Below are 14,079 nucleotides of genomic sequence, written 5' to 3'. Positions count from 1 at the left end.
TTGAATGGAAGCACGTATTTTTGCCGTATGAATAGAATCAGCATCATTAACGAAGCTATAAAAGAAGAACGGGATATATTACTGCAACACCCCTTATATGCACAAATTCAGACCATAGCAGACCTTCGTAAATTTACAGAAGGACATGTTTATGCGGTTTGGGACTTTATGTCGCTTCTTAAAGCATTACAAATACAATTAACCTGTACAACAATTCCTTGGTTTGCCAGCGAATACCCAACAACTCGGTATCTGATTAACGAGATTGTGCTGGCTGAAGAATCCGATGAATACATCGATGGGCGTCGCCTCAGTCACTTTGAAATGTATTTGGATGCGATGGAGCGCATGGAAGCCGATACAATACCTGTCACTGTATTTTTGAAAGATGTAAAGGAGCGTCAGGCTATCATGGATAGCATCGCGCAATCGGAGCTTGATCCACGGATTAAAGACTTTTTAGCTTTTACATTTGAGACGGTATCGAACGGTAGACCACATGAAATAGCGGCTGCTTTTACCTTTGGGCGAGAGGATTTAATTCCGGATATGTTCAGCTCCATCTTAACGGAAATACAACAACGCTTTCCCGACGTAGATCTGCAACATTTTATCTATTATTTCCAGCGGCATATCGAATTGGATGGAGACGAGCATGGTCCGTTGGCCATGAAAATGATTGAAGAGCTTGCGGGCGATGATGATCAAAAATGGAAGGAGATGACCACGGTTTCCAAACAAGCTCTTCAAAAAAGAATAGCCTTATGGGATGCTATCCTGGATTCGCTGGGTAAATAATTTATTTTACCAACACAGCATCGATAATCTGAATTTCAGCATTCCCTTTTAATGGTTCGGGATTAAATTTCATTCGACCTTTCACTTTGATAGGTTCTTCGGTGAATTTGACCGAACCATTTTTCATAAATACCTCAACCATGGGTGGGATTCCATTCGATCCACAAAACATACATTGCATCACCGGTAGAACGGAAATCATAAAAGTTGTATGCGTACGGCCACTGTTCAAAGGAACAAGGTATCCCGGTAGTTCTACCACCTTATTCTCTAATGCCTTTAATACGGGAGGATAGCTCGGTGTATATACCTTTTTATTTCCTTCGTACGTTACTTTGTACATCATCTTATCAATGGCTTCCCAAGTTTTGTTCATCATAGGTGTGTGATCTGGAACATTGGCATCCGGAAAACGACCAATCTGTGCTTGTGCAAAGCCAATCGAAAGGAAAAGTATAAAGAGCGATATTATATTTTTTTTCATGTCTTGTTTGTTGTATACTTTGTTATTTATCTGCTAAGATCGTTGAAATAGAGGTTTTGTATGCTTTGATTGCCGGTATAAGTGCGGCAAAAATACCAATAGCACAGGCTACAGCGACCAGTAAAAATTCTTTTTCATTGATGACCAATGCTTCGATAAAATCCGCGCTTTCGCTCGTTTGTTGATTGATTAGGTATAAGGCAATATGGCCTAACAAGAGTCCAATGATTCCCCCTAGAAGGGTAATAATAAAACCTTCAAGAATAACAAGGCTAAACAGTTTTCCCTTGGAGGCGCCTAAAGAGCGCATAATAGCCAAATCATACTTGCGGTCTTTTAACGCATTGTACAAGCTTATAAAGACGCTTAAACCAGCGATAAGCATAATGATGAAAGCCAGTGCCGTGAGTGAGTCCAAGCCAACACCTAAAAGGGAGAATAACCGTGTACTTTCAATAGCTGGAGAAGCGGCTTGCATATCCGTAGATTGGTTCACCAAACGCGGGATGACGCCAATTGCTGCCGGGGAGCTGTACTTTATTAATAATGCAGTAACTTCTTCTCCACGATCCTCAATCATATCGTCACCAATATTTTTAACCAAGGTTTCATCGGCCGCTTGTGCTTCCTGTGCGGGCGCAATAAGATTTTCCTGCTGTTGTGCATTTCGCGCTTCCATCATGGCTTGACGCGCCGCGCCAGGTGATGATTCTTCCGCGGTTGTCGTAGCGGTACTGTCGTGTGCATGGTCATGATCATCGTGGCCTTCACTGTCGTGATTATGTGCATTAACAGGTTTATTTGCGACAGCTTGATTGCTATCCTGCGCAACAGGCGTCGTTACCGCTGCTGCCACTTCCTGTTTTACATTTGTTTCCGTATGTGCATGATCATGATCATGATCGTGATCGTGGCCATCATGGTCATGGTCGTGGTCATCATGATTATGGTCTTCATGTGCAATACCGTGAACATCCCAAACGCTTTCCAGATTGCAAAGAATAAGGTTGTCTACGACAGAATTCGATTTATTTAATACCCCGACCACACGGAAAGGATGCTCATCGTGTACATGGCCATCGGCAGAAAGTCCGTGCGCTGTGTGAAAACTATCGCCCACCTTTAATCCTCGTTTACGGGCAACATCGGCACCGATAACAGCTTCAAAGGCTTTCTTCCACACCATACCTTGTGCAAGTTTGAGATCGTATAGCTGAAAATAGGATATCTCCGTACCAATCAAGCGGTGTCCTTTGAAATTATCTCCAAGAGAAATTGGAACAGCCAGTTCGATGAATGGGTTCGTAGCAAGCTTCCGCGCCTCACTAAGTGCGATGTTTCCGGTTGGATTATCGATATGGTAGAGTGAACTTAGAATAAGTTGTAATGGGCTACCTTTGGCCCCCACAACAAGATCAATATTTTTACTGTTGTTGGTTAATTGTTTTTCCAGGCTATCGCTCGTAATGTAGATGACACATAGTATAGCTACTCCAAAAGCGGTTAACAAGATGCTCAGCAAAGTGGAACCAAATTGCTGTCGGATGTTTCTCCAGACAAGTTGTAGATTATTCATGTGTTACAGTTGATAGGCGTTAGTGAAATGATCTTTTATACGTTTGTCGTGTGTCGCAATGAGGAGTGTGGAACCATGCTGGTCTGCGATTTGGAACAGTAAATCTAAAACTAGTTGGGTGTTTGTGTCGTCCAGGGACGCTGTTGGTTCATCGGCAAGAAGTAGTGCCGGACTGTTTATTACGGCACGTGCAATCGCCACACGCTGTTTTTGTCCGCGGCTAAGTTGATGCGGTAAGCTGTTGATTTTATCCCCCAGTTGTAGTGTCGTTAACAATTGCACGATATGATCTTTATCTATCCGTTTCTTCGCTAAAGATTGGGCGAGTTTGATATTTTCGAGCACCGTTAGGTTCCGTAAGAGATGTGCTTCCTGGAAAATGAATCCCAAGTTTTGCGAGCGGAAAGCATCACGTGAAGAGCTGGATAGTGCGAAGAGATTTTGACCAAGCAGACTTACGGTGCCATGGTGTGGATCGGAAAGTCCGCTTAAAAGGTGTAAGAGTGTGGTCTTTCCGGTGCCTGAGTTTCCCAATAACAGGCTATGCTGATGCTTAGAGATCGTCATATCCGGAAACGATAATGTCGGTGCTCCCGGATACTGAAAACTTAAATCTTTCGATGCTAATACTGTTTCAACCATACGTAATGCGATTATGTTGCAAATTACGAACAATTCTATAGAAGTCCGAATAATAGCGATGTAGCCTTGTTTTTTAACGAAAAAAATACATAAGTTCCTTGCGGCCAATGCACCCCTGAGGCGTTAACAATTTTTTAATATTTACCTGATGTAATGGTAATTCATCGTTAATATTCAGCTAATACTTAGCTCATAATATTGCAACATAATTTTAACACGCTATGAACAAGCTAAACTATTATGTTGCGGTATTAATTTCGGTGCTTTTAACACAGGTTTCGATTACTAAAGCACAACAATTTGGGGTTAAAGGAAAAGTCCTTGACTTGGAGACTTTTCAGCCCATTCCTGGTGTAAGTATCAAAGTTGCTAACACAACTTATGCGGCATCAACCAATGAAAAGGGAGAATTTTCCATCAATCTACCGACCAAAGCAAATGAATACACGATTGTGTGTACGTTCGTGGGGTATAAAGCCGATTCTACCCGTTTTAACCTCCAGACTGCCGATTGGGCTTTTGTGCCGGTTTCTCTAATTAATGCAAGCTCTACTTTAGAAGAGGTTGTGGTTACTAGACGCAGAGAGCGGGCTAGTGAAATCGCGCTTTTAGAGGAGCGTAGATTATCGTCCCTTTCTGTTGAAAAGATAGGGGCAGAAGAGTTATCTCGGAAGGGGATTACAGATGCCGCAGCGGCATTAACAAAGATGTCGGGTGTCTCAAAGCAAGAGACAAACACGCAATTATATGTACGCGGACTCGGAGACCGTTACATTTCTACTTCGTTGAATGGACTGCCTATCCCTTCGAATAATCCAAATTTGAAGAATATTGGATTGGATATGTTTAGTACGGATGTGGTGGATTATGTAGGTGTGGATAAGCTACACCATTCGCGCTTGAATGGTGATTTTGGTGGAGCAAGTATTGATATTGCATCGAAAGATTATAAAGGTGACCGTATGTTTGAAGTATCAGTAGGTAGTTCCGTGAATACAAATGTATTAGGCAATACCAGCAATCTGTATATGCAGCAAGGGCCTAATTACTGGGGATTTTCCAATTATAAGGTTCCTGCGGATGCAACTGGAAGTTATCATTTCCAAAACAGTTGGGTCGATACCAAGAAGTCGATGACGCCGATAAACTTTGGCCTGAAAGCGGGGGATGCGTACCGTGTAGGGGAGAATGGTCGTTTAAGTTTTTTCGCTATGGCCAACTTTGCCAATGGATATGGTTATCGTGAAGGGGTGAATAGTAATTTTAGTGCACAGGGAGCGCCATTAAAAGCGTTGAACCAACAACGAGTAAGTTACAATACGGCTACTACAGCCATGTTAAACACCAATTACCAAATCAACAACGATAACAAATTAACGTATAACTTTTTGTTTGTTAATTCTTCGGATCAATACCGCGATAATTTTTCAGGATATATTGTCGATAAGGCCGAAGATTACAACGGTCTAATTCAGCGCGGAACATACGAACAAACGCAATTAATAATTAATCAGTTGTTGGGAACTCATAAATTGAATCAAAAGATTGACCTACAGTGGGGACTTGCCTATAATCGTGTAAATGGAGATATGCCTGACCGTATGCAGAGTACATTAAAATCTTCAAATGGAGAGTGGACTTTTGTTCGAAACAACGCGGCTGACAATCACCGTTATACTTACCTGCTAACTGAAAATGAAATTGCAGGTAACATTGCCGCGACGTATAAAATTGGTGATAACGACAGAGGAAAATTAACTGTGGGGATAGATGGTCGTCGCAAAGAACGCGCTTTTAAAGCCATTCAGTTGAATTTTGATATCCGTCCGGACTATAGAAATGTAGCGGTTGATCCAAAAAATCTAGATCTATTTCTTAATCAGCAAAATTTTGGGGTGTATTATGATTTAGAATCATTTTCCGGGAATGGTTATCAAACTTATAATGGGGAACAGGATATCTATTCTGGATATGCGAGTTTAGATTATAAACTAACAGAGAAGCTAAACGCGGTATTGGGTATGCGTTATGAAAATATCCGTCAATATGTGGATTATTACAGTATAGAACTTCCTGCAGGAGGCAATAATACCTTCAAAAAGAATGGTGTGCTTCCAAGTTTAAATTTAAAGTATACGCTGAACGATAAACAAAACCTTCGTTTGGGAGCAAGTAAAACATATACTTTACCACAGTTTAAAGAACGTGCTTTGTTTCCTTATGAAGAGATCAACGTTGTGTATAAAGGAAATCCATATTTGTACCCTTCTGATAATTACAATGTGGATTTGAAGTGGGAGTTCTTCCCGAAATCATCGGAATTGCTTTCGGTAACGGCTTTTGGTAAATACATTAAAAATCCAATTAACGAGATTACGATCAGCTCTGCGACTAATGATATTTCTTACATCAATACGGGCGATAAAGGGTATGTGTATGGTGTGGAGTTGGAGTTGAAAAAAGACCTTTTGACCTTCAATGAAGAACAAGATAAGTTATCCTTTGGGTTCAATACCGCATTGATGCGTACAACGCAAAATCTCGATGCTGTTAAGGTTAACCGCGAGACCAATGGTTTGTATAACCTCGATGTAAAAGATAAAGCTGGCTTCACCGGTGCATCTGATGTGTTGATCAATGCGGATTTATCTTACTTAAAGAAATTTACGAACGAGCGTAGTATCACCGCAACATTGCTGTACAACTATTATTCTGATAAACTATTTGCGATTGGTGTTAATGGATTGGGAGATCAAGTGGATCGCGGATTGGGAACGATGGATTTTGTATTGAAGAGCAAACTGTCGAAGCGTATTGGTTTAGACTTGAGTGCGAGAAATATCTTAAATCCAGAGTTTCAAAGATGGCAAGAGGATGCGGTTCCAGTAAAGGTTCTTTCGTACAAACGTGGTGCAAATTTCAGTCTTTCGTTAAAATATCAATTATAAAAGTCAGTTAACAATAATTTAATAAACTGTTAATCATATAGATATAGTAATTCTATTCCTTTGATTAAAATTGAACAAAAAGATTAAATCGAAAAAAATGAAAAAATCAATTTCTACTCTTTTACTTCTAGCAGCATTATCTTCTTCTGCTGTGGTATTCACAACATCATGTAGTGATAAAGATCCAGTTGAAGTTCCACCTGAAACTATTGATCGCAACAATTTAAAAGGTGAAGTTAAAGCGGGTGAGCATCTGATTTTAGAATCCGGCACGTACAAGTTGACCGGATCGCTTGTTGTGGCTAACGGTGGAAAATTGACCATTAAGGCTGGTGTAATCGTAGAGGCAACAACGTTTAAATCGGGAGAGGAAATTCGTTATATAGCCGTTGCACAAGGCGGACAGATTTTCGTTGAAGGAACAAGCGCGAAGCCAGTAGTTATTACGGCAGCAGAGAAAAAACCTGGTGCATGGGGTGGTGTTGTAATTTGTGGTAAAGCACCAATTAATAGAGGTGCTACTGCGAGTTCAGAAGTTGCAACCTTAACATACGGTGGAACAGTTGCTAATGACAATTCTGGTAGCATTAAGTACTTACGTATCGAGTATTCAGGTTATTCATATACATCGGAAAAAGAATTCAACGGACTTTCTCTTTTCGGCGTAGGTAGCGGTACAACAATCGAGTATGTACAGGTTCACGAAGGTTCTGATGATGGATTTGAATGGTTCGGTGGTACGGTTAATACAAAATACTTAGTATCTACTTCAAGTGAAGATGATCAATTTGACTGGACTGAAGGTTGGAATGGTACGAATGAAAACTGGTATGGTAAGGAAGGTTTAGGAAGAGGAAATAGAGGCATTGAAGCGGATAACAACTCAACGAATCTTAAATTGACACCTGTTTCGAACCCAACAATTAAAAACTTGACACTTATTGGTCTCGGTAAACAAGGAGCTGAACCACAAGCGATCAAATTGCGTTTCGGAACAAATGGTACCTTTGATAATGTTGTCTTGAGCAATTGGGATGTAGGTTTTGATGTTCAACACGATGAAAGTGTCGCGTTTGTGAGTGCAGGTCAAATGAAAGCTACGAATGTGAAATTTGATAACGTAACAACAAAAGCTAAAGGATCTACAACAGCGGGTGCAGCTGTAGATGTGACTAAAGTGTTTACAGAAAATGCAAATGCTACTGGTGCTGGTGCCGGAACTGCTACGCCAGAGTGGGCAAAAGGATGGACTGTTGGTTTATAAGCTGAGAATTTAATAGTAGTAATAAGGAGACGTTTAATTTAAACGTCTCTTTTTTTTTCTTTTTTTATTATTGACTAACGAAAAATAATTGAAAAAGTGTTAAATTCGATTAGGTTATTAGTCAATTATTAAATATTTCGTATGGAAATTAAATCTTCTTCAAAATTTGTTGCTGAATTGATCGGTACATTTGGACTTGTTCTTTTCGGCTGTGGCGCCGCTGCGGTTGCTGGCGTGGATACAGCAGGCGGCTTATCAGGGCTAGGGTTATTGGGAATCTCTGTTGCTTTTGGTTTGTCCGTTGTTGTATTTGCTTATGCTATTGGCGGTATCTCTGGGTGTCACATCAACCCAGCGGTAACGATTGGGGTTTTGGCAGCAGGACGGATGTCTGCTAAAGACGCGGGATTGTATATCTTGGCACAACTGCTGGGCGCGCTTCTCGGTGCTTTTGTGTTGCAGACAATTCTGGGTGGCCAACTGGCTGGTTTTACAGCTGGTGAATGGGCGTATGGCTCTAATGGTTGGGGTAAAGGTTACCAAAATGAGTACGGAACTGCGGCGGCTTTCTTAATTGAGGCTGTATTGACTTTCGTGTTCCTTTTCGTTATCCTTGCGACTACATCTAAAGTTGGAAACAGTACGATGGCAGGTTTGGCTATTGGTTTCACTTTGCTTCTGATTCACTTGGTGGCTATTCCGGTTACTGGAACATCGGTTAACCCTGCGCGTTCATTTGGCCCTGCTTTATTAGCTGGAGGACAAGCTTTATCGCAGTTATGGTTGTTCTTGGTTGCTCCAATCGTAGGTGCGGTAGTCGCAGCTTTTGTTTGGAATGCAATTGAACCTAAAGGCGCGAATTAAATAGAAAGCACACCACTATTTAATAGTAAAACAGTCCCTGGAAAATAATCATTTTCCAGGGACTGTTTTTTTTACTTTCCAAATTCCTTATCTTCGTGCAATGGATAATTTTATTGTTTCGGCCAGGAAGTATCGCCCAGTAACCTTCGACTCTGTCGTGGGGCAGCAGCATATTACGGGAACCCTAAAGAACGCAATTCATAACAATCAATTAGCGCAAGCTTTTTTATTTTGTGGACCGCGTGGGGTGGGAAAGACTACTTGTGCACGTATTTTAGCGAAAACAATAAATTGCGAACGCATTTCCGAGCAGGTGGAAGCTTGTGGCGAATGTGATAGCTGTCGTTCTTTTCAAAACGGTAATTCATTTAGTATCCATGAACTCGATGCGGCCTCTAATAATTCAGTGGACGATATTCGGAGCCTCATTGAGCAAGTACGCATCCCACCACAAACCGGTAAATATAAAATCTATATTATCGATGAGGTGCACATGCTCTCACAGGCCGCTTTTAATGCTTTCTTAAAGACATTAGAGGAACCTCCTTCCTATGCCATTTTTATCTTGGCGACGACAGAGAAGCATAAGATATTGCCAACAATCCTTTCCCGCTGTCAAATTTTTGACTTTAACCGGATTCGGGTGGAAGATATGGCGAATCACTTAGCATCAATTGCCAATAAGGAAGGGATTACGTATGAGAATGACGGGCTGCATATTATTGCACAAAAGGCGGATGGCGGTTTGCGTGATGCTTTGTCCATGTTTGACCAAATCGTCAGCTTTTCCAATAAGCAGATTACTTATCAATCCGTAATTGACAATCTCAACATCTTAGATTACGATTATTATTTTCAATTGTTGGATTGCATTGTCCGGGAAGATGCGGCACAGACCTTATTGATTTTTGATAAGGTGTTGAACAGCGGTTTTGACGGTGGCCACTTTATCGGCGGACTATCGACGCATCTTCGCAACTTGCTTGTGGCGAAAGAACCGGCAACATTGAAGTTGTTAGAGGTTAGTGATACCATTAAGAAGAAATATCTGGAGCAGGCACAAGCACTAAGCTCGGGTCTATTGCTTTCGGCATTGAATATAGCCAATCAATGTGAGATAAATTATAAGAGCAGCAAAAACCAACGTTTACAAGTGGAGCTTGCCTTATTGAAGATGTGCCACATTGCTTCGGCAATAGCGCTGAGTAAACAGGGGAGCTTTGTGCCAAATGGGGCGACAGAGGTAAAAAAAAAACTCCCTGAGCAGCAACCTGTAGCGAAGCCGACGGTATCCGCAGCAGCGATTCCGGCTCCACGTCCTGCGACCGCTTCGTTTATTGAAAGTCCGGCTATTAAGTCGGCGCCTCCGATTGCAACGACCACACCGGTAGCGGAGAAGCCTGTCGCAAAAAAAGGATGGGGAAAAATTGAGTCATCCGTTGTCGTTCCTAATCTAAACACGATTTTTGAAGATAAAATTACCGAAGAGGAGACGGAGATCGACCTGGTAGAAGGGAGTGAGTATCGCGAAGTGACGTTGAATGCTTTTCTATCAAAATGGAACGCTTTTGCGGACACCTTGAAGCAGACCAGTAAGATTACGCTCTACACCATTATGACGGCGAATACACCACGTTTGAATGGCACATTGATTGAAGTTGATGTAGAGAATGGTGTTCAGATGGATGAGCTTAAGTTAGGGAAGATCGATCTTTTGAATTACCTACGTCCAGAACTTTCTAATTTTGCATTAGACATCCAAGGTGTACAAGTCGAGGTTACCAAATCGCGTAAACCTTATACCTCACAAGAAAAATATCAGGCAATGCTTGCAAAGAATCCTGCGTTGGAAACTTTGCGTAAAGCGTTTAATCTAGGTTTGAGCTAGACACTTAACTTTTTTCCTATCTTTGCATGTTGAAATTGTGGTGCAAGAGATCGAACGGTAGAGATGCAAGATTTGTAGATGCTATCATACGGTTAATTGCAGGAAGAAGGTAGGTGAACCTGCTTGTCGAGAAAGTAGGGTAGAAACGAATAATAAGGGTAAATGTGCTATTTATCCGCAAAAATAAAATTAAAGAAAATGCAAAATTTCCAACGCCGTGAGCGCGACGATAAAAGAGAGACAAATCAAATGGTATTCGGTATCCGTGCTGTTATTGAAGCAATAGATAGCGGAAAAGAGATTGAATCTCTGTTTGTGCAGCGTGGGTTAAGTGGTAGCCTGTTTTTAGAACTTAAGGCGCTCCTAAAAGAACATAACATCAGTTTCCAACAGGTACCTATTGAGAAGTTGAATCGTATAACACGCAAAAATCATCAAGGTGTGATTGGTGTGATTTCACCGATTACCTACCATAATATTGAAGATCTATTGCCAACTATTTACGAAAAGGGGGAAACACCTTTACTGCTGATGTTGGATGGCGTTACGGATGTGCGTAATATGGGTGCGATTGCGCGTACCGCGGAGTGTGCGGGTGTGCATGCGATTATTGTACCGAAGCGCGGGTCAGCGGAAATCAATCCGGATGCGATTAAAACCTCCGCAGGTGCGTTATATAAGATTCCGGTATGTCGTCAAGATGCTTTGGGCAAGACGGGGCGCTTCCTAATCGAGTCAGGTGTACAGCTGGTTGTGAGTACGGAAAAAACAGACGATTCAATTTATGATGTAGACTATACGGTTCCGACTTGTGTCATCATGGGAGCGGAAGACGTTGGTGTTTCGGATGAGTTGATTCGTATTTCAGATAAATTGGCTAAGATTCCAATGACAGGAACTATCGGTTCATTAAACGTATCAGTTTCGGCAGGTGTAGTAATCTACGAAGCGGTGCGTCAACGTAAAAAGTAAAAAATTGAAGAAACATATAAAAAGACAATTACGTGTTTATCGTTATGTCTTTTATAAAGAAACGCTTGTAGACCCACAAGAGCACTTTTGGTCATTCCTAGGTGCCTTTGTGGGTATTTTTATTATTGCATTTATCCAGTCGTTTAGTTTACCTCAATTGGAAAATGTATTTTTAATCGGTTCTTTTGGCGCTTCATCCGTTTTGGTCTACGGAGCGATACAGAGTCCTTTGGCGCAACCGCGTAACCTTATTGGTGGGCATGTGGTATCGGCTATCGTTGGGGTGACTGTTGGACTGTTGTTGCCCGATATCATTTGGTTGACTGCGCCTCTTGCTGTGGCATCGTCCATCGTTTGTATGCAAGTGACGCGGACGTTACACCCGCCTGGAGGAGCGACAGCGCTGATTGCTGTCACTGGCGGTACAAAAATAGCATCGTTAGGATATTGGTATGTATTAAGTCCGGTCTTATCGGGAACTGTTATCTTACTTTTGGTGGCTCTGTTGTTTAATAATATTACACCAAAGCGCCATTATCCAGTCAAAAGTTCGCGCTTGAGACGTTCTAGGCGTAGGCAATTGAAACTAAAGCGTAGGATATAAAAAAAGGACCGTTACAATGTAACGGTCCTTTTTACTTAATATACTATTGGAAAACTAATATTTAGATCTAGATCCTTGGCGTTTGCCAGAGAAGTCTCTGAAGCCGCCTTCGCGACGTTCGCCTCCACGGCTACCACCACCTGAACGTTCTCCACGGTTGCGATCTCTGCGATCACCGCCACCACTACGTGGGCCACGGTCTCCACCACGAGGTCTACCGCCACGTCCACCTTCGGAACGGCCACCACCTTCTCCAGATACTTCGATACGTACTTGACGACCGTTGAAATCGATGTCTTTAAAGCCATCAAATACACGGTTAACTTCTGCATCTTCCACTTCAAAGAACGTGAAAACACCTTTAAGGTCGATCTTACCAATTGATTTGCCAGAGATCTTCGCTGTGTTACAGATGAAACCAAGCATATCTCCACGGCTAAATTCATCGACAGAACCTAAGTTCATGAACAAACGGGTATAACCTTTAGATCCTTGGCGACTTCTGCGGTCATCGCGATCACCTCTTTCTCTACCGGCACCTTCACGGGCTTCGATATTTAAGTCAGGCGCATTTTGGTAATATTCCAAGAAACGGTTGAATTCCAATGAAGCAAAGCGTTTGATGATATCTTCTTTAGACAAATCTTCCATACTTTCCATAATCTTTGGTAAGAATGGTGCAATTTGCTCTTCGTTGATATCTACATTGTGTACTTTGTCTACAAGGGCGAAAAGTTGTTTTTCACATACTTCTGTACCTTGAGGAACTTCTTTTTTCTCAAAAGATTTACCGATAATTTTTTCGATGTGACGGATTTTACTCAATTCTTTAACGTTTACTAACGATAAAGAGATACCTGTTTTACCCGCACGAGCTGTACGTCCTGAACGGTGCGTATAGTTCTCTACTTCATCCGGTAAAGAGAAGTTAATAACGTGAGTTACGTCATTAACGTCGATACCACGTGCAGCTACATCCGTTGCGATAAGCAACTGTAAACTACGGTCACGGTAACGTTTCATTACTTTATCACGTTGTTGTTGTGAAAGGTCACCATGCAGTGAATCTGCATTATAACCATCTCTAACAAGCGCTTCAGCAATTTCTTGTGTTTCGATCTTTGTACGACAGAACACGATACCGAAGATTTCTGGATAGAAATCTACAATACGTTTGAACGCCGCATATTTATCTTTAGCCTTGATTAAATAATAATGGTGCTCAATGTTTGCGTTACCCGTATTTTTTGTACCTACGGTTAACTCGAATGGGTTAGACATATAGTTTTGTGCTATACGACGAACCTCTCTAGGCATGGTTGCTGAAAATAACCATGTTTTCTTAGTGTCTGGTGTTTCCGAAAGGATATTGTTGATATCTTCTTGGAAACCCATGTTCAACATCTCATCAGCCTCATCCAATACAACGTATTTTACATTGGAGAAGTCAATGGCATTTCTGCCGATGATGTCAAGCATACGTCCCGGTGTAGCAACAACAATCTGTACACCACGACGGATTTGACGCAATTGATCTGAAATATTTGCACCACCATACACCGCAACAACGTTAACGTTATCGATGAACTTAGCAAATTTTTCAATGTCTTTTGCGATTTGTAAACATAGCTCACGGGTAGGGCAAAGCACTAACGCTTGAGGATGTTTTTGAGAAAAGTCAATTAACTCTAATAGTGGAAGACCAAATGCCGCTGTCTTTCCTGTGCCGGTTTGGGCTAATCCGACAAAATCGTCGTTACCAGTCAATAAAACAGGAATGGCTTTTTCCTGAATAGGAGATGGTTTTTCAAAACCAATCTCAGTGATGGCATTAACAACTTCATGACGGATTCCCAATTCTAAAAATGGGTTCATGAAATAAAATATACAATAGGCACTATTGCCTAAGGCGGTGCAAAGATAAGGAAAATTATTTAATTATTATAATCATTTTGCAAACAGAACTTTAAGGTTTGTAGCGAATCATTGACTTACTGTTATGTGGCTTGGATATTTTAGGCCATAAAAAAAACCTCCCG

Annotated in this window: 11 protein-coding genes; 7 read left to right on the top strand and 4 right to left on the bottom strand. The window is 41.5% G+C overall.

What is annotated here, in order from left to right; genetic code table 11:
- Positions 1 to 27: 27 nt before the first annotated feature.
- Positions 28 to 798: a DUF3050 domain-containing protein gene (locus B9Y69_RS05935; RefSeq protein WP_085472110.1), complete on the top strand. Its 771-nt coding sequence runs from the start codon at positions 28 to 30 to the stop codon at positions 796 to 798.
- A gap of 1 nt (position 799) precedes the next feature.
- Here B9Y69_RS05935 and B9Y69_RS05930 read toward each other — a convergent pair whose 3' ends face one another.
- The 3 genes from B9Y69_RS05930 to B9Y69_RS05915 are packed head-to-tail and all read right to left on the bottom strand — an operon-like array spanning position 800 to position 3,500.
- Complete coding sequence (locus B9Y69_RS05930; RefSeq protein ID WP_085472109.1) at positions 800 to 1,282, bottom strand: hypothetical protein; 483 nt, start codon at positions 1,280 to 1,282, stop codon at positions 800 to 802.
- A gap of 22 nt (positions 1,283 to 1,304) precedes the next feature.
- On the bottom strand, positions 1,305 to 2,858 hold the full coding sequence (locus B9Y69_RS19305) for an ABC transporter permease (RefSeq protein ID WP_234991114.1): 1,554 nt from the start codon (positions 2,856 to 2,858) through the stop codon (positions 1,305 to 1,307).
- Positions 2,859 to 2,861: 3 nt separating this feature from the next.
- Entirely contained in the window at positions 2,862 to 3,500 is a 639-nt protein-coding gene (locus B9Y69_RS05915) for an ABC transporter ATP-binding protein (RefSeq protein WP_144036516.1), read from the bottom strand.
- A 221-nt stretch (positions 3,501 to 3,721) separates the two neighbouring features.
- Between B9Y69_RS05915 and B9Y69_RS05910 the strand changes: the two genes are divergently transcribed.
- The 6 genes from B9Y69_RS05910 to B9Y69_RS05885 all read left to right on the top strand — a co-directional run bounded on the left by B9Y69_RS05910 (position 3,722) and on the right by B9Y69_RS05885 (position 12,040).
- On the top strand, positions 3,722 to 6,448 hold the full coding sequence (locus tag B9Y69_RS05910; RefSeq protein WP_085472108.1) for a TonB-dependent receptor: 2,727 nt from the start codon (positions 3,722 to 3,724) through the stop codon (positions 6,446 to 6,448).
- 97 nt (positions 6,449 to 6,545) lie between these two features.
- A complete protein-coding gene (locus tag B9Y69_RS05905; RefSeq protein WP_085472107.1) occupies positions 6,546 to 7,712 on the top strand; it encodes a hypothetical protein in 1,167 nt (388 codons plus the stop codon).
- Positions 7,713 to 7,853: 141 nt separating this feature from the next.
- The gene (locus B9Y69_RS05900) at positions 7,854 to 8,576 is read left to right on the top strand and encodes an MIP family channel protein (RefSeq protein ID WP_085472106.1); all 723 of its coding nucleotides are present in this window, start codon (positions 7,854 to 7,856) and stop codon (positions 8,574 to 8,576) included.
- Positions 8,577 to 8,676: 100 nt separating this feature from the next.
- On the top strand, positions 8,677 to 10,464 hold the full coding sequence (locus B9Y69_RS05895) for a DNA polymerase III subunit gamma/tau (RefSeq protein WP_085472105.1): 1,788 nt from the start codon (positions 8,677 to 8,679) through the stop codon (positions 10,462 to 10,464).
- Positions 10,465 to 10,662: 198 nt separating this feature from the next.
- A complete protein-coding gene (gene rlmB / locus B9Y69_RS05890) occupies positions 10,663 to 11,436 on the top strand; it encodes a 23S rRNA (guanosine(2251)-2'-O)-methyltransferase RlmB (RefSeq protein ID WP_085472104.1) in 774 nt (257 codons plus the stop codon).
- Between the two features lie 4 nt (positions 11,437 to 11,440).
- The gene (locus B9Y69_RS05885; protein ID WP_085472103.1) at positions 11,441 to 12,040 is read left to right on the top strand and encodes an HPP family protein; all 600 of its coding nucleotides are present in this window, start codon (positions 11,441 to 11,443) and stop codon (positions 12,038 to 12,040) included.
- Between the two features lie 54 nt (positions 12,041 to 12,094).
- On the opposite strand, the gene B9Y69_RS05880 is transcribed toward B9Y69_RS05885, so the two are convergent.
- Positions 12,095 to 13,915 carry a DEAD/DEAH box helicase gene (locus B9Y69_RS05880; protein ID WP_085472102.1) on the bottom strand — a complete coding sequence of 607 codons (1,821 nt, stop codon included), beginning with the start codon at positions 13,913 to 13,915 and terminating at the stop codon, positions 12,095 to 12,097.
- Between the last annotated feature and the right edge of the window lie 164 nt (positions 13,916 to 14,079).

Source organism: Sphingobacterium psychroaquaticum (genome assembly GCF_900177625.1).
GTDB classification, from domain to species: domain Bacteria; phylum Bacteroidota; class Bacteroidia; order Sphingobacteriales; family Sphingobacteriaceae; genus Sphingobacterium; species Sphingobacterium psychroaquaticum.
Note: the sequence above shows the minus strand (reverse complement) of the source record. Positions and strands in the feature narration are given on the sequence as shown.

Coding starts and splice junctions, on each gene's coding strand:
- B9Y69_RS05935 (WP_085472110.1), top strand. CDS start 28: ATGAATAGAATCAGCATCATTAACGAAGCTATAAAAGAAGAACGGGAT.
- B9Y69_RS05930 (WP_085472109.1), bottom strand. CDS start 1,282: ATGAAAAAAAATATAATATCGCTCTTTATACTTTTCCTTTCGATTGGC.
- B9Y69_RS19305 (WP_234991114.1), bottom strand. CDS start 2,858: ATGAATAATCTACAACTTGTCTGGAGAAACATCCGACAGCAATTTGGT.
- B9Y69_RS05915 (WP_144036516.1), bottom strand. CDS start 3,500: ATGGTTGAAACAGTATTAGCATCGAAAGATTTAAGTTTTCAGTATCCG.
- B9Y69_RS05910 (WP_085472108.1), top strand. CDS start 3,722: ATGAACAAGCTAAACTATTATGTTGCGGTATTAATTTCGGTGCTTTTA.
- B9Y69_RS05905 (WP_085472107.1), top strand. CDS start 6,546: ATGAAAAAATCAATTTCTACTCTTTTACTTCTAGCAGCATTATCTTCT.
- B9Y69_RS05900 (WP_085472106.1), top strand. CDS start 7,854: ATGGAAATTAAATCTTCTTCAAAATTTGTTGCTGAATTGATCGGTACA.
- B9Y69_RS05895 (WP_085472105.1), top strand. CDS start 8,677: ATGGATAATTTTATTGTTTCGGCCAGGAAGTATCGCCCAGTAACCTTC.
- rlmB (WP_085472104.1), top strand. CDS start 10,663: ATGCAAAATTTCCAACGCCGTGAGCGCGACGATAAAAGAGAGACAAAT.
- B9Y69_RS05880 (WP_085472102.1), bottom strand. CDS start 13,915: ATGAACCCATTTTTAGAATTGGGAATCCGTCATGAAGTTGTTAATGCC.